This window comes from Nocardioidaceae bacterium (assembly GCA_018672315.1).
Classification (GTDB): domain Bacteria; phylum Actinomycetota; class Actinomycetes; order Propionibacteriales; family Nocardioidaceae; genus TYQ2.
Window position 1 is genome coordinate 3,008,521 of the sequence record CP076053.1, and the last position, 19,800, is coordinate 3,028,320.

21 protein-coding genes are annotated in these 19,800 nt (G+C 71.6%); 11 read left to right on the forward strand and 10 right to left on the reverse strand.

What is annotated here, in order from left to right; genetic code table 11:
• Positions 1-54: 54 nt before the first annotated feature.
• Positions 55-582, reverse strand: a complete 528-nt coding sequence (locus KLP28_14500; GenBank protein QWC84756.1) for a DoxX family protein — start codon at positions 580-582, stop codon at positions 55-57.
• Positions 583-676: 94 nt separating this feature from the next.
• On the opposite strand from KLP28_14500, the gene KLP28_14505 reads away from it, so the two are divergent.
• The 5 genes from KLP28_14505 to KLP28_14525 all read left to right on the forward strand — a co-directional run bounded on the left by KLP28_14505 (position 677) and on the right by KLP28_14525 (position 4,049).
• A complete protein-coding gene (locus KLP28_14505; protein ID QWC84757.1) occupies positions 677-1,450 on the forward strand; it encodes an SOS response-associated peptidase in 774 nt (257 codons plus the stop codon).
• Complete coding sequence (locus KLP28_14510; protein QWC84758.1) at positions 1,447-2,166, forward strand: hydrolase; 720 nt, start codon at positions 1,447-1,449, stop codon at positions 2,164-2,166. The genes KLP28_14505 and KLP28_14510 overlap by 4 nt, the downstream gene beginning before the upstream one ends.
• 109 nt (positions 2,167-2,275) lie before the next feature.
• Positions 2,276-2,986 (forward strand): sigma-70 family RNA polymerase sigma factor, encoded by a 711-nt coding sequence (locus KLP28_14515; protein QWC84759.1) that lies wholly within the window; start codon positions 2,276-2,278, stop codon positions 2,984-2,986.
• Positions 2,983-3,393 carry a mycothiol system anti-sigma-R factor gene (rsrA, locus tag KLP28_14520; GenBank protein ID QWC84760.1) on the forward strand — a complete coding sequence of 137 codons (411 nt, stop codon included), beginning with the start codon at positions 2,983-2,985 and terminating at the stop codon, positions 3,391-3,393. The genes KLP28_14515 and rsrA overlap by 4 nt, the downstream gene beginning before the upstream one ends.
• A 278-nt stretch (positions 3,394-3,671) precedes the next feature.
• Positions 3,672-4,049, forward strand: coding sequence for a thioesterase (locus KLP28_14525; GenBank protein QWC84761.1), 378 nt, complete (start codon positions 3,672-3,674; stop codon positions 4,047-4,049).
• A gap of 43 nt (positions 4,050-4,092) precedes the next feature.
• Here the strand turns inward: KLP28_14525 and KLP28_14530 are convergent, their stop codons facing one another.
• Both KLP28_14530 and KLP28_14535 read right to left on the reverse strand, forming a co-directional pair.
• Positions 4,093-4,596 (reverse strand): GNAT family N-acetyltransferase, encoded by a 504-nt coding sequence (locus KLP28_14530; GenBank protein QWC87000.1) that lies wholly within the window; start codon positions 4,594-4,596, stop codon positions 4,093-4,095.
• 1 nt (position 4,597) lies between these two features.
• Positions 4,598-6,313, reverse strand: a complete 1,716-nt coding sequence (locus KLP28_14535) for an acetolactate synthase (GenBank protein ID QWC84762.1) — start codon at positions 6,311-6,313, stop codon at positions 4,598-4,600.
• 56 nt (positions 6,314-6,369) lie between these two features.
• On the opposite strand from KLP28_14535, the gene KLP28_14540 reads away from it, so the two are divergent.
• Entirely contained in the window at positions 6,370-7,896 is a 1,527-nt protein-coding gene (locus tag KLP28_14540; protein QWC84763.1) for a PAS domain-containing sensor histidine kinase, read from the forward strand.
• Positions 7,897-7,913: 17 nt separating this feature from the next.
• On the opposite strand, the gene KLP28_14545 is transcribed toward KLP28_14540, so the two are convergent.
• Positions 7,914-8,168 carry a WhiB family transcriptional regulator gene (locus KLP28_14545; protein ID QWC84764.1) on the reverse strand — a complete coding sequence of 85 codons (255 nt, stop codon included), beginning with the start codon at positions 8,166-8,168 and terminating at the stop codon, positions 7,914-7,916.
• Positions 8,169-8,419: 251 nt separating this feature from the next.
• Here KLP28_14545 and KLP28_14550 point away from each other — a divergent pair, with 251 nt between their 5' ends.
• A complete protein-coding gene (locus KLP28_14550) occupies positions 8,420-8,800 on the forward strand; it encodes a hypothetical protein (GenBank protein ID QWC84765.1) in 381 nt (126 codons plus the stop codon).
• Positions 8,801-8,825: 25 nt separating this feature from the next.
• Here the strand turns inward: KLP28_14550 and KLP28_14555 are convergent, their stop codons facing one another.
• From KLP28_14555 to sodN, 3 genes are all read right to left on the reverse strand, one after another.
• The gene (locus KLP28_14555; protein QWC87001.1) at positions 8,826-9,611 is read right to left on the reverse strand and encodes an RNA polymerase sigma factor SigF; all 786 of its coding nucleotides are present in this window, start codon (positions 9,609-9,611) and stop codon (positions 8,826-8,828) included.
• Positions 9,612-9,621: 10 nt separating this feature from the next.
• The gene (locus KLP28_14560; GenBank protein ID QWC84766.1) at positions 9,622-10,029 is read right to left on the reverse strand and encodes an anti-sigma factor; all 408 of its coding nucleotides are present in this window, start codon (positions 10,027-10,029) and stop codon (positions 9,622-9,624) included.
• A 153-nt stretch (positions 10,030-10,182) separates the two neighbouring features.
• Complete coding sequence (sodN, locus tag KLP28_14565; protein QWC84767.1) at positions 10,183-10,584, reverse strand: superoxide dismutase, Ni; 402 nt, start codon at positions 10,582-10,584, stop codon at positions 10,183-10,185.
• Between the two features lie 199 nt (positions 10,585-10,783).
• Here sodN and KLP28_14570 point away from each other — a divergent pair, with 199 nt between their 5' ends.
• From KLP28_14570 to KLP28_14585, 4 genes are read left to right on the forward strand one after another with little or no spacing between them, the layout of a single operon-like run.
• Complete coding sequence (locus tag KLP28_14570; GenBank protein ID QWC84768.1) at positions 10,784-11,119, forward strand: S24 family peptidase; 336 nt, start codon at positions 10,784-10,786, stop codon at positions 11,117-11,119.
• A gap of 52 nt (positions 11,120-11,171) precedes the next feature.
• On the forward strand, positions 11,172-12,362 hold the full coding sequence (locus KLP28_14575) for an NADP-dependent malic enzyme (GenBank protein QWC84769.1): 1,191 nt from the start codon (positions 11,172-11,174) through the stop codon (positions 12,360-12,362).
• Positions 12,363-12,417: 55 nt separating this feature from the next.
• Entirely contained in the window at positions 12,418-13,386 is a 969-nt protein-coding gene (locus KLP28_14580; protein ID QWC84770.1) for a zinc-binding dehydrogenase, read from the forward strand.
• The gene (locus KLP28_14585; protein ID QWC84771.1) at positions 13,383-14,102 is read left to right on the forward strand and encodes an SDR family oxidoreductase; all 720 of its coding nucleotides are present in this window, start codon (positions 13,383-13,385) and stop codon (positions 14,100-14,102) included. The genes KLP28_14580 and KLP28_14585 overlap by 4 nt, the downstream gene beginning before the upstream one ends.
• Here the strand turns inward: KLP28_14585 and KLP28_14590 are convergent.
• The 3 genes from KLP28_14590 to KLP28_14600 form a co-directional block, all read right to left on the reverse strand.
• Complete coding sequence (locus KLP28_14590) at positions 14,099-14,281, reverse strand: hypothetical protein (GenBank protein ID QWC84772.1); 183 nt, start codon at positions 14,279-14,281, stop codon at positions 14,099-14,101. The two genes, KLP28_14585 and KLP28_14590, sit on opposite strands and share 4 nt — an antisense overlap.
• 26 nt (positions 14,282-14,307) lie before the next feature.
• The gene (locus tag KLP28_14595) at positions 14,308-18,147 is read right to left on the reverse strand and encodes a multifunctional oxoglutarate decarboxylase/oxoglutarate dehydrogenase thiamine pyrophosphate-binding subunit/dihydrolipoyllysine-residue succinyltransferase subunit (protein QWC84773.1); all 3,840 of its coding nucleotides are present in this window, start codon (positions 18,145-18,147) and stop codon (positions 14,308-14,310) included.
• Between the two features lie 124 nt (positions 18,148-18,271).
• The gene (locus KLP28_14600; GenBank protein ID QWC84774.1) at positions 18,272-19,660 is read right to left on the reverse strand and encodes a hypothetical protein; all 1,389 of its coding nucleotides are present in this window, start codon (positions 19,658-19,660) and stop codon (positions 18,272-18,274) included.
• Positions 19,661-19,800 lie beyond the last annotated feature (140 nt).

Below are 19,800 nucleotides of genomic sequence, written 5' to 3' on the forward strand. Positions count from 1 at the left end.
GTCTCGCCCACGGTGCCGACGGCTGCCCGGGGGCGGGGCGGGGAGACACCGGGGTCAGGACAGCTTGTTCTTCTGGGCCCGGACCTCCTGGCCGGCGTGGACACCGAGGTGCTTGGCCTCGCGCCTGGCGTCCTTGACGGCCTTGCCGGCGCGGTAGCTCATGCTCGGCCGGCCCTCCTTGTCCAGGGCCGCGATGAGCAGACCGCCCAGGATGGAGGTGTCCTTGGCGAAGTGCACGGCGTCGCGTACGCGCTCCTCGCCGTCCTTCTCCCAGAAGCGGTGGGTGCCGGCGATGGTCGGCACCATCGAGGCGGCGAGGACCGTGGAGGCCAGACGCGGGGCGCGGTCGGTGGCCAGCATCAGTCCGCCGACGACGTGCACAGCGCCCCAGATGCGCACGTCCTGCGTCGCGTCGTCGGGGACCGGCACGTCGACGTCGGCCTCCTGCACCTGGGCGGCGACCTTCTTCTTCAGCGGGCGCACGTCACCGGAGAAGATCTGGGGCTTGGAGATGGCCAGCGAGCCACCCACGATGAAGGAGGTGGCCAGGAGCGGTCGGGCGAGGCGTCGAGAGATCGTCATGGTCCGCCTCTACCCGCTGATCCGGTGGGCAAGCACACGACGTCGGACAGCCTTACGATGTAATCCGGGACGGCCCGACGGTACGGTGGGCGCCGTGTGCGGTCGCTACGCCTCCACCCGCAAGGTCGAGGAGCTCCTCGAGGAGCTGCCCGTCGACGAGGTCGCGCCTGCGCTCCGTGAACGCCCGCTGACCCCGGACTACAACGTCGCGCCGACCACGCAGGTGCCGGCGGTGGTGCAGCGTCCCGCGCGGGACGAGGGGGGCCCGGGCGCGAAGCAGCTGCGCACCCTGCGCTGGGGCCTGGTGCCGAGCTGGGCGAAGGACCCGGGCATCGGATCCCGCATGATCAACGCCCGCGCCGAGACCGTCGCCGAGAAACCCGCCTTCCGCGCCGCCTTCGCCCGGCGTCGGTGCCTGCTGCCCGCCGACGGCTACTACGAGTGGTACGAGACGGAGTCCCTCACCGCCAAGGGCAAGCCCCGCAAGCAGCCGTTCTTCATCTCCCCGGCGGACGGCGGGCTGCTGGTGATGGCCGGACTGTTCGAGATGTGGCCCGACCCCCAGAAGGCGGACGACGACCCGGACCGCTGGCTGTGGACGACGACGGTGATCACGACCACCGCGACCGACGACGTGGGCCGCATCCACGACCGCATGCCGATGATGCTCGAGCCCGGGTCGTACGAGGCATGGCTCGACCCGGGCCAGGACGACCGCGACACCCTGCTGGGGTTGCTGAGGCCCGCGGCGCCCGGCAGCCTGCGGGCGTGGCCGGTGAGCCCGGCGGTCGGCAACGTACGCAACAACTCCGCCGAGCTGCTCGAGCCGCTGCCCGCGGAGGAGACACTGCTGGGCGACGACGCGTGAGCGAGGTCCTCGAGGTCGACACCCCCCGGGGACCCGCGAGGCTGCACGTCGATGCCGCTCGCGGCGCGGAGCGGGCCCGGCTGCTGATGGGCCACGGTGCGGGCGGGGGCGTCGAGGCCCCCGACCTCGCCGTGCTCGCCGAGCGGTTGCCCGCCACCGGCGTCACCGTCCTCCGGCTCGAGCAGCCCTGGCGTGTCGCCGGCCGTCGCGTCGCCGGCAACCCGGCGTCCCTGGACGAGGCGCTGCGCGCGGTGCTGGCGACGCTGTGGATGCAGCCGGGCGGCACGTCCTCACCGCTCGTCCTCGGGGGGAGGAGCGCGGGAGCCAGGTCCGCGTGCCGCGTCGCGGCGACAGTCGACGCCGACGGACCGGCCGGAGTCGTGGTCTTGGCGTTCCCCCTGCACCCGCCGGGTCGCCCCGAGCGCAGCCGTGCCGGGGAGCTGCTGGCGGTGGGCGCCGGCACGCCCCTCGTGGTCGTACAGGGAGAGCGCGACAGCTTCGGCGGGCCCGCGGAGATCGAGGGGGTGCTCGCGAGCCGCGACCCCGTGACGGACTTCGGGGAGGTCGTGGGCATCCCGCTGGCGGACCACTCCTTCGCGGTGCCTCGACGCGCCGGAGCCGCCGCGGGCACCTCGACGGAGCAGGCGCTGGACCAGGTCGCCGCGGCCGTGGGACGCGCCGTGGACCGCATCGCCGGGGAGCGGGGCACGGAATAGGGGCGGTCCCGCGCCGGTTGCACCGTGCGTGAGTCCTACCTGCACAGCCCCGCCCCGGCCGGTCCGGGTCGTCGGCCCCGCCACGGGGCCGCGGCTAGGCTTGCCGACGATGACCCAGCACCCTGAGACCGCGGACGCTCCCGAGCCCGGCCTGCCCGCAGCCAGCGACCTCGCGATCGAGGTCGGCGACGACCCCGACGACCGGGTCCGCGCGGAGGAGACCGACGCCGAGCGTGCCGCGCGGTTCGAGCGTGACGCCCTGCCGTTCCTCGACCAGCTCTACGCCGCCGCGATGCGCATGACACGCAACCCCAGCGACGCCGAGGACCTGGTGCAGGAGGCGTACGCGAAGGCGTTCGGCTCGTTCCACCAGTTCCGTGAGGGCACCAACCTCAAGGCGTGGCTCTACCGCATCCTGTCGAACACGTTCATCAACACCTACCGCAAGAAGCAGCGCGAGCCGCAGAAGTCGATGGCCGACCAGCTCGAGGACTGGCAGCTCGCGCGCGCCGAGGCCCACACCTCCACGGGCCTGCGTTCCGCCGAGATGGACGCCCTGGACAAGCTCGCGGGCTCGGAGGTCAAGGACGCGCTGGCCGCGCTGCCCGAGGACTTCCGCATGGCGGTGTACTACGCCGACGTGGAGGGCTTCGCGTACAAGGAGATCGCCGAGATCATGGGCACGCCCATCGGCACGGTCATGTCCCGTCTGCACCGCGGCCGCAAGCAGCTGCGCGAGGCGTTGGCGGACTACGTGCGCGGTGGCGCCGAGGCGGCCGACGACCGGGTGGCCACCGCCGACGCGGAGGTCCTCTCATGACGGGCCCCGAGGCCGGGGACTCCGTCCCGCGCGTGGGTGACTGCTCGGGCACGACGCCGTGCGAGGACTACGTCCTGCAGGTCGTCGCCTACCTCGACGACGAGCTCGGCGAGGTCGACCACCGCGTCGTCGCCGCCCACCTGCAGCAGTGCGGTCCGTGCCACTCCGAGTACGACATCGACCGCATCGTGAAGTCGCTCGTCGCCCGGTCGTGCAGCGAGCTCGCACCGCAGGGCCTGCTGGACCGGGTACGCGGCCGTATCCGCGAGGGCGTCGGCGACGACGCCGCCGGCGAGCAGGGCGCGTCGGTGGAGACGTACGTGCACACGACGTACGAGCGCTCCTCCGGACCCGAGGGCACCGTCACCCGCGCCAGCCGCACCTGGGTCCAGCGCGACGAGCGCTGACCTCCAGCTGACCTCCAGCTGACCTTGCTTCACCTGCGTCCGCGACGGCCCGGACACCGCACGAGCCCCCGACCGGTCACCGGTCGGGGGCTCGTGTCTCCGGGGCTCTGGCCCCGCGCTGACCCGTGCGGGTCAGGCGTTCGGCCGCTTGCCGTGGTTGGCGTTCTTCTTCTTGCGCGCGCGGCGCTTGCGTCCTGTCTTGCCCATGTCGCCTCCTACGGGGTGGGGTCCAGTGGGTTCATCCTCTCATCCCGGCGGCCATGGGGCACGATGCGCCCATGAGCGACGACGCCGCAGGCACCCGCACGACGCGACGGTTCGAGGTGACCGCGGAGGACACCGCCGCGGCGGTGGGGTCGGGCACGGTCGCGGTGCTCGGCACACCGAGGGTGGTCGCCTGGTGCGAGGCGGCCACCGTCGCCCTGGCCGAGCAGGTGGGGCTCGCCCCGGGGCGTACGACGGTCGGCACCCGGGTCGAGGTCGACCACCTGCGCCCCAGCCCGGTCGGGGAGCAGGTCGTCGTGACGGCGACCCTCGCCTCCCACGAGGGGCGCCGCTGGGAGTTCGAGGTCGAGGCGACCCACGGCGACGGCACCGTGGTCGCCCGCGCCCTCGTGCGGCGGGCCGAGGTGGACGAGGCGGGCTTCGGGTCCTGACCGACCCCGTCGCGCCCTCGGCACCTGCGGCACCGTCCGCACCTCAGAGCCGGCGTACGAAGACCAGCAGGTGCACCCCGGGGGTCGGGGTCCAGTCGCGGCCGGGGTCGCGGACGAAGCCGTGACGGGCGTAGAGCCGGTGCGCGGTGTGCATCCGGTCCAGCGAGGACAGCACGACCCCGTCGTACGCGCGGTCGGTGAAGAGGCCGAGCACGTGCCGCAGCAGCAGCTCGCCGATTCCGCGGCCCTGTGCCGACGGCGCCACGGCGAGCATCCTGAACTCCCCTTCGCCCTCGACGGCTCGTTCGCGCCAGGGTGAGCCCGGCGGGCACGTGGTCACCGTGCCGACGAGTGGGCCGTCGGGGTCGACCGCGACCCACAGCTCGGCTTCCTCGTGACGCCGTCGGGCGTCGCGCAGACGATCGGCGTAGGGGTCCTCGGGCTCGAGGAACGGCGCGTACGCCGCGGGCGTCAGCGCACCGACCGCTGGCAGGTCGTCCGCGGTCGCGCGCCGGACGACTGGCCCCGCCGGGGGCGCGGGGTCCAGGTCAGATCCCGAAGGTGTTGCGCGGGTAGGCCGCGTCCACGTCGGTCACCACGTCGAGCAGGTACGGCACGCCGGACGCGAACGCCCGGTCGAGGGCAGGGCCGATCTCGCGCGGGTCGGTGATGCGCTCCCCGGCGCCACCCAACGCCTTCACGACCTCGCTGTAGCGCGTGTCGCGGGAGAGGTCCGCAGCGACGTCGTAGCCGTACAGCATCTGCATCGGACCCTTCTCCAGGCCCCACGCAGCGTTGTTGCCCATCACCATGACCACGGGCAGGTCGTGGCGCACCAGGGTGTCGACGTCCATCAGGCTCATGCCTGCGGCGCCGTCGCCGAAGAGCGTGACGACCTGGGAGGAGGGTCGGGCGATGCGCGCCGCGATGGAGGCACCGAGACCGGCGCCGAGGCAGCCGTACGGGCCCGGGTCGAGCCAGCAGCCGGGGCGCTGTGGCTCCACGAACTTGCCGGCGAACGACACGAAGTCACCCCCGTCGCCGATGACGACGGCGTCGTCGGCGAGCCGGGGGAGCAGCTCGCCGTAGATGCGTGCGGGGTGGATGGGGTCGGCCTCGGCAGTGAGCAGCTTCTCGTCCTCAGCCGCCTTCTTCGCGGCGATGTCGGCGAGCTGCTCGGTCCAGCGCCCCCAGTCGGGGCGCCGGTCGCCGTCGGTGACCCCGGCGTGGATGCCGTCGAGCACGAGGGTGAGGTCACCGGCGACCGAGACAGCGAGGTCGGCGTGGGTGGCGACCTGTCCGGGGGAGTCGGCGACGTGCACGACCCGCGCGGGGTCGGCACCGTCCTTGCCGCCGAAGCGGCCGTACCCGAGCCGGAAGTCCAGCGGGGTGCCGATCACCACCACGAGGTCGGCCTGGTTCAGCGCCGCACCCCGGGCCTTCGTCATCAGGAGCGGGTGCCCGCCGGGCACGAGACCGCGGCCCATCCCGTTGGTGAGCGTGGGGAGCTCGAGGCCCTCGACGAGACGCAGTGCGGCGTCCTCGGCGCCGTCGGTCCACACGTCGGTGCCCATGACGAGCACCGGACGCTCCGCGCGTACGAGCAGGTCGACGACGGCCGCCACGGCGTCGCCGTCGGGCTCGAGGGGCGCCGGCGACGGCGGGATCGGGGCCGCGGCCGTCGTGGTGTCGAAGAACTGGTCCATCGGCACGTCGACGAACACCGGGCCGCGGTGGGAGGACCCGGCCACGGTGAAGGCCTGGTCCATGCCGCCGGGGATCTCCTCGACGGTGTGGATCGTGCGCGCCAGCTTGCTGACCGACTCCACGATCGGCGGGTGGTCGAGCTCCTGGAGGCTGCCCTGTCCCCAGCGGTTGGCCGGGGCACGCCCTCCGACGACCACCATCGGGACGCCGTTGAAGTTCGCCTGGGCGATCGCGGAGACGCCGTTGGTGACGCCGGGTCCGGCCGTGAGCACCGCGAGTCCGGGCCGTCGGGTCAGCTTGCCCGTCGCCTCGGCCGCGAAGGTCGCGGTCTGCTCGTGGCGTACGTCGAGCAGTCGCATGGTGGGCTCGGGCTTGACCGCGGCGTCGTACATCGGGAACACGTGGGCGCCCGAGAGGGTGAACATGGTCTCGACGCCGTGTGCTCGCGCGGCCGCGACCGCGTGGACGCCGCCGTGGCCCTCCAGCTCACCCTCGGCGCGGTGCGCGTCCTCGGCGGTGGCTGGTGCGGTGGGCTCGTCGTGACCGTCGTCGCTCATGTCGCGCACGCTACCGGTCACGAGGTCGGGACGCGGGTGCCCTCTAGCCTGTCGTCATGTCGGCCATGGTCACCGAGCTGGTCCGCGGCGGCGCCAGCCCCGCGGACGCCGACTGGCTGCAGCGCCTGGTCGCGCAGTGGCAGGTCGTCAGCGACCTCTCCTTCGCCGACCTCGTGCTGTGGACCAGGCAGGGCGGGGCCTGGCGTGCCGTCGCCCAGGTCCGGCCGACCACCGCGCCGACCGCGTACGTCGAGGACCTCGTCGGCTCCTCCGCCCCGCCCGCCCTCGCCGCGCTCCTCCACCGGGCCGAGGCCGAGGGCACGGTGCTGCGCCAGCAGCCCGTCGCGGGTGAGATCGAGGACCGCGCGGACAGCCCGCGGGCCCTGCACGTGGAGGCGGTGCCCGTACGCCGTCCGGGCGGGGCGGTGGCAGCGGTTGCCACCAGGGCCACGGGCGTGCGTGGCACGGTGACCCCCTCACCGCTGGAGCGCAGCTATCTCGCGACCGCGGGGGACCTCGTGGAGATGATGACGACGGGGGCGTTCCCACCGCCCGGCACCGGTGGCACGGCGCCGGACTCGCCGCGTGTCGGCGACGGCTTCGTCCGCCTCGGCCCTGATGCACGGGTGACCTACGCCAGCCCCAACGCGCAGTCGGTCTTCCGTCGCCTGGGGCTCGCCGCCGATCTGCAGGGCCACCACCTGCCGAGCCTCACCCGCACCCTCGTGGCGGCGGAACGGCGTGACGACGAGGAGCGTCTCGGCGCCGTCATGGGAGGTCGCGTCGCGGCCGACCTCGAGATCGGCGACGGCGTGGTGAGCCTCGCGGTGCACTCGGTACCGCTGCGGACCCAGGCGGGGGACGCGGGCTCCCTGCTGCTGGTCCGCGATGTCACCGACCTGCGGCGGCGGGACCGCGAGCTCCTGAGCAAGGAGGCCACGATCCGCGAGATCCACCACCGGGTGAAGAACAACCTTCAGACCGTCGCCGCCCTGCTGCGGCTGCAGGCGCGGCGGCTCGACGGTCCCGGGCGCGGAGCACTGGAGGAGGCCGTGCGCCGGGTGGGGTCGATCGCGCTGGTGCACGAGACACTGAGCCTCGCGCCCGAGGAACGGGTGGCCTTCGACGAGGTCGCCGACCGCCTGCGCGCCGCGGTGACGGACATGACGAGCCGCGGCGCCGTCACGACGCACCGGACGGGCAGCTTCGGCGAGGTGGGGTCAGCCCAGGCCACCGCCCTCGCGATGGTGCTCACCGAGCTGCTCGCGAACGCCTTCGAGCACGGGTTCGGAGCCGAGGGAGCGGGTCACGTGGAGCTGCGCGCAGCACGCGTCCGGCGTCGTTCGTCCGGCGACCCCGTGGTCCCTGCCCGGGGGGACACGGTCATCGAGGGCGTCGAGGAGCTCGTCGTCGAGGTCGTCGACGACGGCGTCGGTCTGCCTGCGGATCTCGAGCAGGCGGCAGCAGGGCACCTCGGCCTGTCGATCGTGAGGACGCTCGTCGACTCCGAGCTCCGCGGCACCTTCACCCTCGACGCCGACGACGGGGGAGGGACGATCGCGCGGGTCGTCGTACCCCTGTGAGCGGCGTGCGGCCGGGCTCAGGCGCTGGTGCGGACCCGGGCGCGGGCGTTGCGCCGCTTCAGGGCGCGTCGCTCGTCCTCGCTCATGCCGCCCCAGACACCGTGGTCCTGACCGGCCTCGAGGGCCCAGGCGAGGCACTGCTCGCGCACCTCGCAACGGCGACAGACGAGCTTGGCCTCCTCGATCTGCAGGATCGCGGGGCCGGTGTTACCGATGGGGAAGAACAGCTCCGGGTCCTCGTCGAGGCAGGCTGAACGGTCTCGCCAGTCCACGGGCGGGAGCTCCTCACATACTGGGGGTGCGGTGGGATCGGGGTCCTGCTCGCGACGGCGAGGAGCCTCGGTCGGGTCGCGACGTCGGCGCAGGAGACGGCCGTGTCGGCCGGAAGGCACCACTCTGGCAACAACCCGTGTCACTGACAAGGGTTGCGGTTGGTCGAGTGGGTCACAGGGGCAGCAGGCACGGCTGGTCCAGCCCGGCTCGTCTCACGGCCGAGGTGGCACGGAGTGCCTACGATGCTCCCGTGTCAGGATCCTACGCCGCCTCGCGCCCGCCCGCACCTCTGTCCGTCGCCGCGAGCCTCGCCGCGGTCCAGGGCATGGTGCTGTTGGCCCTGGGGATCGCCGAGGCGGTCTCGGTGAACGCCGACCGCCTGGTGATGGGCGCGACGACGACGGTCTTCTTCCTCGGCCTGGGGCTGCTCCTGTGCGTGTCCGCCTTCGGCCTGACACGGCGCTGGACCCTGGCGCGCGGGCCCGTGCTGGTGGTGCAGCTGGTGCAGCTGGGGCTGGCCTGGAACTTCCGGTCCGTGCCGGTCGCGGCCATCGGCCTGGCCGTGTACGCCCTGGTGGCGCTCGCCGGCCTGCTCAACCCCGCGTCCTCGGAGTACCTCGACTCCGAGTGACGCGTCCCGGCGCCGAGGCGCCGGTTCAGTCCTCCTGGTCCAGACCCTCGCGCAGCTGCGTGAGGGTGCGGTTCAGCAGACGCGACACGTGCATCTGGCTGACCCCGATCTCGCCGGCGATCTGGGACTGGGTCATGCCGCGGAAGAAGCGCAGCATGAGGATCTTCTTCTCGCGGTCCGGCAGCTGCGCGAGCATCGGCTTGAGGGACTCGCGTACGTCGACCGTGGCGATGTTGCTGTCGACGTCGCCCATGGTGTCGAGCAGGCTGCCGACACCGTCCTCGCTCTCGCCCGACTCCAGGGAGAGGGTCGAGTAGGCGCCGGAGGACTCGATGCCCTCGATGACGTCCTCGACGCTGACGTCCAGGCGTTCGGCGAGCTCCGAGGGGGTGGGGGAGCGTCCGAGCTCCTGGGTGAGATCGCCGGTCGCCGCGCCGATCGCAAGCCGCAGCTCCTGCAGCCGGCGAGGGACCCGGATCGTCCAGCCCTTGTCGCGGAAGTGACGCTTGATCTCGCCCACGATGGTGGGGGTGGCGTAGGTCGAGAACTCGACGCCACGGTCGGAGTCGAAGCGGTCGACCGCCTTGATGAGCCCGATCGTGCCGACCTGGAGCAGGTCGTCGTAGGGCTCGCCGCGGTTGCGGAACCGCCGGGCGCAGTGGTCGACCAGCGGCAGGTGCAGCTGCACCAGCTGGTCGCGCACCACGTGCTGGCGCACCTCGTTGCCGTCGGCCTCAGCCTCGTGCATCTCGGCGAAGAAGGCGGCGCTCTTGGCCCGTGTCTCGTCGGCTGAGCGGGAGCCGCGGTACATGCTCACGCTCTCAGCCCGCGGTCGACGCTCGTCGGGTGAGCACGAGCGTGAGGGTCGAGTCGCTCACGCTCGCGTCGACCTCGCTGGTCAGCGCGGTGAGCACCTGCCAGGCGAAGTCGTCGCGCGCCGGCGCCGTGGGCGTCTGCGCGGTGACTGTCATCTCGACGGTCAGCTGCCCGGGGCTCATGCTGAAGCCAGCCTCGAGCCTGCTGTCGACCTCGGCCTGCGGGAGGAGCATCGCCCCTGCCTCGCCGACGGCGATGCGCAGGTCCTCGATGTCGTCGAGGGTGAAGTCGAGTCGCGCCGCGAGGCCGGCCGCGGTCGTGCGCAGCACCGACAGGTACGCGCTGTCGGCGGGCGTCCGCAGCTCGATGTCGGCCGCCTGGCCGGCAGCGTCGGGGGCGGGGGGAGTGGACACTGTCTCTCCTGAGTTCGTGCGGTGGTGGAGCCGTGGTCGAGCCGGTGTGGAGCCGAGGGCGATGACGGACCGCCGCCCCGACCCTACCGAGCGGTCCGGACAGCCACGCGCCGGTCACCTCTGCTGAGGTGACCGGCGCGTCGCGGGGGTGGTTCAGCTCTTCTTGGTCTCCCAGAAGATGTCGGAGATCTCCTCGATCTTGCCGAGCAGCTTGTCGGCCGTCTCGACGTCGTGGTGGCCCTTGGTGCCGCCGGTGCCGGCGAGCTTGGTGGCCTCGTTGAAGAGCGTGTGGAGGTGCGGGTACTTCTCGAAGTGCGGGGGCTTGAAGTAGTCGGTCCACAGGACCCACAGGTGGTGCTTGACCAGCTCCGAGCGCTCCTCCTTGATGAGGATGCCGCGAGCGCGGAAGTCGGGGTCGTCGTTGTCGGCCATCTTCTGGGCGATGCCCTTGACCGACTCCGCCTCGATGCGGGCCTGGGCGGGGTCGTACACGCCGCAGGGGAGGTCGCAGTGCGCCTGCACCTCGATGGTCGGGGCGAACAGCTTGGCGAACATTCGCGTCACTCTCTCTCTCGGTGTCGCAATCGGTGTCGGCTCCCGGCTGGTGCCGGGCCGGGATGCTCCCGACTCGGACACTAGCGGCCAGCGCGGCCGCGGGCGACGTCCTCGGGGATCCTCTCGTACGCTGCCGGCCGGGTTCGGCCCGCTCGCGCACACTCGGTCCCGAGCCACGTTCCCGCCCTCCGGAGGTGTCATGCCTGTGCGTCGCGCGAAGGACCCGTCCGGCCCCGGCCGGTGGGGACTGGCCGTCGTCCGGGGGAGGTCCATGCGACCGACCCTCGCCGACGGGGACCGGCTGCTCGCGGACTACCGGGGCGAGGCCCGGCCGGGCAGGGTCGCGGTCGTCCGCCTGCCCGGCGGCGTCGTGGCCGTCAAGCGGCTCGGTCACCGGGAGCCCGACGGGTCGTGGTGGGTCGAGCGAGACAACCCGGCGGAGGGTGTCGACTCGTGGAGCGTCGGCGCGGTACCGCGTGCCGATGTGGTCGCCGTGGTCGTCGCGAGGGTCTGGCCGTCCCCCCGGCGGCTCTGAGGCGGGTCGGGGTGGACCCGGGTGGATCCGGCCGCTGTGCCAGGATCGCGCCATGCCCGAGACGCCCCGCCCGACTCCGCAACCCGTGCCCGACCACCTCGCCGGCGACCCGGTCTTCGAGCTGCACCGCGGCGGCAAGATGCACATCCGCTCGACCGTGGAGCTGGCCGGCCCCGACGAGCTGTCGATGGCCTACACCCCGGGCGTGGCGCGCGTCTGCGAGGCGATCGCGGAGGACGAGACGCTCGCCGCGACGTACACCTGGGTGAACAACACGGTCGCCGTCGTCACCGACGGCACCGCCGTGCTCGGCCTCGGCGACATCGGTCCCAAGGCCGCCATGCCGGTGATGGAGGGCAAGGCGGTCCTGTTCAAGCAGTTCGGCGGCGTGGACGCCGTGCCGATCTGCCTGGACACGACCGACACCGAGGAGATCATCGAGACGGTGCGTCGCCTGGCCCCGAGCTTCGGCGGCATCAACCTCGAGGACATCTCGGCGCCCCGCTGCTTCGAGATCGAGGACCGTCTGCGCAAGGCCCTCGACATCCCGGTCTTTCACGACGACCAGCACGGCACCGCCGTGGTGGCGCTCGCCGCCCTGCAGAACGCCCTCACGATCACCGGGCGCGAGATGAGCGCGACGCGCGTCGTCGTCTCCGGTGCCGGGGCTGCAGGCGTGGCCGTCACCCGCATCCTGCTCTCCGCCGGTCTGCGCGACGTCGCCGTGCTCGACAGCCGCGGCGTGCTGTCCAGCAAGCGCACCGACCTGAGCCCGGTCAAGACCGCGATGGCGCGTACCACAGCAGACCTCACCGGCCGCAGCGGCACGCTCGCCGAGGTCATGGAAGGCGCCGACGTCTACATCGGGCTCTCCGGCGGCACCGTCCCCGAGGAGGTGGTGGCGACCATGGCCGACGAGGCGATCATCTTCGGGCTGGCCAACCCCCACCCCGAGGTCCACCCCGACGTGGCCCACAAGTACGCCCGGGTCGTCGCGACGGGTCGCAGCGACTTCCCCAACCAGATCAACAACGTGCTGGCGTTCCCCGGCATCTTCCGCGGCGCCTTCGACGCGAGGGCCAACGGCATCACCGAGGACATGAAGCTGGCCGCGGCGAGCGCCCTCGCCGACCTCGTCGGCGAGGACCTGGCCGAGGACTACATCATCCCGTCGCCCTTCGACAAGAGGGTCGGCCCGGCGGTGGCCTCAGCGGTGGCCGCCGCTGCCACCCCCCGCGACTGACCGGCGACCCACCGGGGACTGCCAGGCGCCCCCGCCGAAGGCTAGGGTCGGAGGCATGTTCGCCGTCTACGCCGACTCCTTCTCCTCCGACGACCCGCTGTCCGCCTTGACGGTGGGAGAACGTCCGGACCCCGAGGTGCCCGAGGGGTGGGCGCGTGTCCACGTCCGCGCCGCCTCCCTGAACCACCACGACCTGTGGTCGCTGCGAGGTGTGGGGCTGCGCGAGGAGGCGCTGCCGATGATCCTCGGCTGCGACGCCGCGGGCGTCGACGACGACGGCAACGAGGTGCTCGTGCACGCCGTGGTCTCCGACCCCGCCTGGATCGGCGACGAGACGCTCGACCCGAGACGGTCGCTGCTGAGCGAGAAGCACCAGGGCACCTTCGCCGACCAGGTCGTCGTTCCGCGGCGCAACATCGTTGCCAAGCCGGAGTCCCTGAGCTTCGCGGAGGCTGCCTGCCTGCCGACGGCGTGGTTGACGGCGTACCGCATGCTCTTCACCCAGTCCGACCTCAAGCCCGGGCAGACGGTGCTCGTCCAGGGGGCGGGCGGCGGGGTCGCCACGGCCCTGATCGTGCTGGCTCGTGCCGCGGGACTGCAGGTCTGGGCAACGAGTCGCGACGAGGCGAAGCAGGCCAAGGCCGTCGAGCTGGGTGCCCATCAGGCGTTCGACTCGGGGCAGCGGCTCCCCGGCAAGGTCGACGCCGTGATGGAGACCGTCGGTGCGGCCACCTGGTCGCACTCGGTGAAGAGCCTGCGCCCCGGCGGCACGATCGTGATCTCCGGTGCCACGTCAGGTCCGAACCCCGACCAGGCCGAGCTCACGCGCATCTTCTTCCTGCAGCTGCGTGTCCACGGGTCGACCATGGGCACCCGCGAGGAGCTCGCCGGCCTCGTCAGCCTCCTCGACGCCACCGGCACCGCCCCGCTCATCGACCGGGAGATCCCGATGACCGAGGCGCGCGACGGCTTCGCCGCCATGGCGGCAGGTGACGTCTTCGGCAAGATCGTGTTCACCCGGTGAGCCCGGCGCAGGACACGACCAGCCAGGGGCGGCGGCGTACGCACCTCGTGACCGGCGGCGGCTCGGGCATCGGGTCCGCCCTGGTGCGATCCCTGCTCGCGCGGGGCGACGAGGTTCTCCTGGTCGCGCGCAGCGGTGACCGCGCAGGGGAACTCGAGCGCGAGTTCGCCGGTGCGAGGGCGGTGGTGGCCGACCTCGGTCAGCCCTCCACCGTGGCCGGCCTCGAGGACGACCTGCCGGACCGCCTCGACTCGGTGGTGCACTCCGCGGGTGTCGTGGAGCTCACGAGCGTGGCGGACCTCGACCACGTCGAGCTCAGCCGCACCCTGGCGGTCAACCTCGTCAGCGCGGCCGAGCTGACGCGCATCGCGCTGGGCCCGCTGCGGCGTGCGCAGGGCACGGTCGTCTTCGTGAACAGCGGGTCCGGGCTCCGTGCGAAGGCGACCTGGGGGGCGTACGCGGCGAGCAAGTTCGGGCTACGTGGTCTCGCCGAGGCGCTGCGTGACGAGGAGACCGACAGCGGCGTGCGCGTCACGTCGGTCTACCCCGGGCGCACCGCGACGCCGATGCAGCAGAAGGTCCACGAGCAGGAGGGGAAGCACTACGACCCTGCCGAGTGGTCCGACGCGCAGACGGTGGCCGACGCGATCCTCACCGTGCTCGACCTGCCCTCCGATTCCACGGTGACCGACCTGCAGGTGCGTCCGCGCGGCTAGAGGTCGTCGTCCGCGTCGTCGAGCCTCGCCAGCCACGTGGCGAGCCGCTCGACGGCGTTCTCGTGGTCGGGATGCACGTCCACGAACTCCACGAGCCGCTCGGCCAGCCAGGCGAACGAGACCTCCTCGTCCCCCCGGCGGGCCGCCAGCTCCTCGATCCCACGGTCGGTGAAGTACACCGGGCCGACTCCTCCGCCGACCGCGGTCAGCGTCCGCGACGCTCGAAGGCGTCCCGCATGAGCGACTTGTTCTCCTCCTGGTGACGGGAGGCCTGGCCCACCGACGGCGAGGAGGACTCCGGACGCGAGACCCGGGTGACCTCCAGGTCGAGCTCGGGCCACAGGTTCAGCTTCAGGTGCGGCCACGGACCCATGTTGGCGGGCTCGTCCTGCACCCAGCGCACGTCGGTGAGGTTCGGGAACCTGGCCATCTCGGCCTTCAGCTCGCGCACCGGCCGCGGGTAGAGCTGCTCGAAGCGGGCGATCGCCGTCGTCGGGGAGTCGCCCTGCTGCTTCTGACGCTCCTTGACGAGGTCCCAGGTGACGCGCCCCGAGCACAGCACCAGGTGGGTGACCTGGTCGGGATCGACCGTGTCGTCACCGATCAGCGGACGGAACTCACCGGAGGTGAAGTCCTCGGGCTGGCTCGCGGCGTCCTTGCGCTTCAGCATCGACTTCGGCGTGAAGACGATCAGCGGTCGGTGCTCGTCCCCGAGCGCGTGGCGACGAAGCAGGTGGAAGTAGCTCGCCGGCGTCGACGGCTGCGCGACGGTGAATGCGTCCTCGGCGGCCATGGTGAGGAACCGCTCGATGCGCGCCGAGGAGTGGTCCGGCCCCTGGCCCTCGTAGCCGTGCGGTAGCAGCATGACCACCCCGGACTGCTGGCCCCACTTGGTCTCGCCGGCGGTGATGAACTCGTCGATGACCGTCTGGGCTCCGTTGACGAAGTCGCCGAACTGGGCCTCCCAGAGCACCAGCGCATCGGGTCGCGCCACGGAGTAGCCGTACTCGAAGCCGAGTGCGGCGTACTCGCTGAGCAGGGAGTCGTAGACGTAGAACGACGCCTGGTCCTCCGACAGGTTCGCCAGCGGGGTCCACTCGCGGGCGTCGGTGCGGTCGATGACGGTCGCGAAGCGCTGCACGAAGGTGCCTCGCCGGGAGTCCTGGCCCGCGAGACGCACCGGGCGGCCGTCGAGGAGGAGGGAACCGAACGCGAGGATCTCGCCGGTACCCCAGTCGATCGGTCCGTCCGTGATGGCGCCTGCCCGGCGGTCGAGCTGCGGCTTGACCTTCGGGTGCACCGTGAAGCCGTCGGGCGCGGAGGTGTGCGCGTCGGAGATGCGCTTGAGCACCTCGCGGCTGATCGAGGTGCCGCGCGTGCTGGTCGACTTCTCCGGGTAGTCCGGCACCGTCGTCCACTCATCGGGGTCCGGGGAGCTCGAGGCCTCGCGCACCTCGCTGAAGACGTTCTCCAGGCGCTGCTGGAAGTCCTTGAGCGCTTGCTCGGCCTCCTCGAGCGTGATGTCACCGCGACCGATGAGGGACTCGGTGTAGAGCTTGCGCACCGAGCGCTTCGCCTCGATGAGGTCGTACATCAGCGGCTGGGTGTACGAGGGGTCGTCACCCTCGTTGTGACCGCGCCGGCGGTAGCAGACCAGGTCGATGACGACGTCCTTGTTGAACGCCTGGCGGTACTCGAAGGCGAGCCGTGCGACGTAGATGCAGGCTTCGGGGTCGTCGCCGTTGACGTGGAAGATCGGCGCCTGCACCATGCGCGCGACGTCGGTGGAGTAGAGCGAGGACCTCGACGACGTCGGGGCCGTGGTGAAGCCGACCTGGTTGTTGACGACGACGTGGATCGTGCCGCCGGTGCGGTAGCCGCGCAGCTGGGAGAGGTTGAGGGTCTCCGCGACGACGCCCTGGCCGGCGAAGGCCGCGTCACCGTGCACCAGCAGCGGCAGCACCGGGAACTCCTCGCCCCGGTTGAGCACGTCCTGCTTGGCCCGGGCGATCCCCTCGAGGACGGGGTCGACGGCCTCGAGGTGGGACGGGTTCGCTGCCACCGACACCTTGATGGTGTCGCCGCGGTCGGAGGAGAACAGTCCCTCGGCGCCGAGGTGGTACTTCACGTCGCCGGAACCCTGCACGGTGCGCGGGTCGATGTTGCCCTCGAACTCGCGGAAGATCTGGCTGTAGCGCTTGCCCACGATGTTCGCGAGCACGTTGAGCCGACCACGGTGGGCCATGCCGATGCAGACCTCGTCGAGGCCGACCTCGGCGGCGCTCTCGCAGATCTCGTCGATCAGCGGGATGGTCGTCTCGCCGCCCTCGAGGCTGAAGCGCTTCTGACCGACGAACTTGGTCTGCAGGAAGGTCTCGAAGGCCTCGGCCTCGTTGAGCTTGTGCAGGATGCGCAGCTGCTCCTCGCGCGGAGGCTTCTGGTGCGGCTGCTCGATGCGCTTCTGCAGCCAGGCCCGCTGGTCGGGATCCATGATGTGCATGTACTCCACGCCCACGGTGCGGCAGTAGGAGTCGCGCAGGATGCCGAGGATGTTGCGCAGCTTCATGAACGGACGGTCCGAGCCGCCGAAGGAGCCGGTCGCGAACTCGCGGTCGAGGTCCCACATCGTCAGGCCGTGCGTCTCGACGTCGAGGTCGGGGTGGCTGCGCTGCCGGTACTCCAGCGGGTCGGTGTCGGCCATCATGTGGCCGCGCACCCGGTAGGCGTGGATCAGCTCGAGCACCCGCGCCTGCTTGGAGATGTCGTTGTCGTGGTTCGTCGCGATGTCGGTCGCCCAGCGGATGGGCTGGTACGGGATCCGCAGTGCACGGAAGATCTCGTCGTAGAAGCCGTCCTGCCCCAGCAGCAGCTGGTGCAGCTTCGCCAGCAGCTCGCCCGACTGCGCACCCTGGATCACACGGTGGTCGTAGGTGGAGGTCAGCGTCATGACCTTGCTGACCGCGTTGCGGCTGATGGTCTCCGGAGCGGCGCCCTGGTACTCCGGCGGGTAGTCCATCGAGCCGACGCCCAGGATGAGGCCCTGTCCCTGCATCAGCCGAGGAACGGAGTGGTTCGTGCCGATGGTGCCGGGGTTGGTCAGGCTGACGGTGGTGCCGGCGAAGTCGGAGATCTGCAGCTTGCCGTTGCGCGCCTTGCGGATCAGCTCCTCGTACGCCGTCCAGAACTCCGCGAAGTCCATCGACTCCGCAGCCTTGATCGAGGGGACCAGGAGCTGCCTGGTGCCGTCGTCCTTGGGCAGGTCGATCGCGAGGCCGAGGTTGACGTGCGCGGGCTGCACGAGGTGGGGCTTGCCGTCGATCTCCTCGTAGGAGTTGTTCATCGCCGGGACGGCCCCCAGCGCCTTGACCAGCGCGAAGCCGATGAGGTGGGTGAAGCTCACCTTGCCGCCGCGGGCGCGGGCGAGGTGGTTGTTGATGACGATGCGGTTGTCCCACAGCAGCTTGACCGGCACCGAGCGGACGCTGGTGGCCGTCGGGACCTGGAGCGAGGTCTCCATGTTCTGCGCGGTGCGGGCCGGAGCGCCGCGCAGCGTGGTCTTGTCCGGGTCGTCCGACGCCTCGGGCTTCGGCTTCTTCTCCGGCTCCTTCGTCGTCGGCTTGTCCGAGGCGGAGGTGGCCTTCGAGGTCGCGGCCTTCTCGTCCTTCTGCGCGGCCTGCTTGGGCTCGGTCTTCTTCGCAGCCTGCTTGGGCTCGGTCTTCTTCTCCGCAGCCTGCTTCGGCTTCGACTCCTGCCCGGTCGCGCCGTTCGAGGGCGTCTTCGCCGAGGCGCCGTTGCCCGAGCCGTTGCTCGAGCCGCCGTCGTCCTGGCCCTCGAAGAAGTCCCACCACGCCTTGTCGACGCTGTCCGGGTCCTTCTTGTACTGCTCGTACATCTCGTCGACGAGCCACTCGTTGGCTCCGAAGGATGCGTTGTCTGTCGGCGACTCGGCCACGGGTTGCTTCGCCTCTTCCGATGCGGGCTTGCTGGTCTGCGTGAGGTGCGCACGGCGCGTGACGTGCACGCGCCAGGCTAGCCCCTCGCCCATGCGAAGTCGCCAGGTCCGGAGGCATCCGACACGCCGGTGTGCCGGGGATCTCCCCGACCCTCGGCCGGACGCGGTCGGACCCCCCGCCGGGAGGGCGAGGGGTCCGGCCGGGGGTGCGCCGGTCTCAGCGGCGCTTCGCGATGACGTTCGCGACGCCGAACTTCAGCTGGGGCCCGTCGTTGGGCATGTCGAGGACTGCCGAGGCCACCGAGAGGCCGCGACCGTTCGGGATCTGGACGAGCGTCCGCAGGATGGCACCCCCGGGGAGCCGCATGCGCTTGCCGGGCTTGGGCAGGTCCAGTCGCTCGCCGCCGACGATCAGGCTACCGACGGTGCTGCCCTTGATGTTGGTCCGCAGGATGCGCCCGGCGCGCTGCTTGACGAAGGCGCGTCCGACGATGTCCTGCAGGCGCAGGTCCAGGGCAGGCACCTCGATGAACTTCGTCTCGGACTTGGCCCAGGCGACGACGTCACCGTCTGCGGTCTGCTTGCCCATGTAGCTGTTGGTGCCGCCCCCGATGACCGCGAGGTCGCCGATCGAGAGGCCGCGCACCTTCTCGGTGCGGACCTTGCCGCCGGTGCCGACGCAGGGGATCTTGGCCGAGCCGTAGCGGTCGATGAGGCCGGTCGAGTCCATGGCGGCGGCGTACCCGTTGATGACGCCGGACGGCGCGCGCCCGTCGGTGCGGGCGTAGGCGCGGCCCAGCTCGATCTTCGGACCGTTGGTGCGGCCGTTGTCGGCGACCTCGATGAGCAGCCCGTACGCACCGGCCATGGCGAAGTCCTTCTTCTCGACCTGGCGCTCGTAGCCGAGGTCGAAGCTCACCAGTCCCGGGATCTCGATCGGGACCGGCGTGTCCATCAGCAGCTGGACCACCTGCTTGATGACGGTGTCGTTGACCGTCTTGGTCAACAGGTCGACCAGCTGCTGCGCCGGCTTGGTCAGGGGCTCCAGCTGCGGACTGCTGGGCAGCTCGAGCTCCAGGTCGCCCCAGGAGATGTCGGTGTCGGCGTGGAAGCCGTCGGCGTCCTCGTAGGCGTCCGCGACCGTGGTGACGTTGGTGAGCACGATGCGTCCGGCGCTGCCCGCGATGCCGTCGGGGAGCGGCGGCGCGATCGAGATGTCGCCGATCACGTTGGTCGCGCGGGAGCCGTTGCGCCCGCCCTCGCTGTAGGTGACGTTGGTTCCGGAGAGGCCTGAGAGGTTGACGCCGTACTCCTCCAGGGAGCTCGCGATGTCACCGCCCAGCGTCTGGGCCAGGTCGTTGCGCGAGAGACGGCCCGTGGAGCGGGTGCAGTCGATGCGGCTGGAGTTCAGACGCACGGTGCGCAGGTCGTCGACAGCGGTGATGCGCGCCGCCCAGGAGTTGTTCTGGAAGGCGTAACCGGTCTGGCTCCATCCCGAGGTGTCGCGCTCGGCCGCCGCGGTCGGAGCGAGCGAGGCGCTGGTGAGGGCCGCTGCGGCGACGGTGGTGACGGCGGCGAGTCGCCGTGCGGTGTGCTTGCCTGACATGGGGGCTCCCTGGCGCTGGACGAAGGCGTGGACGATGGGTCGATCGTGGTGTCTCAACGCCCCCTGTGAAGCGCGGTTATGCAGATCGGTCCCGGTTCAGACAGGACGTCAGGACGATGTCGGACGCTTCGGTGCGAATC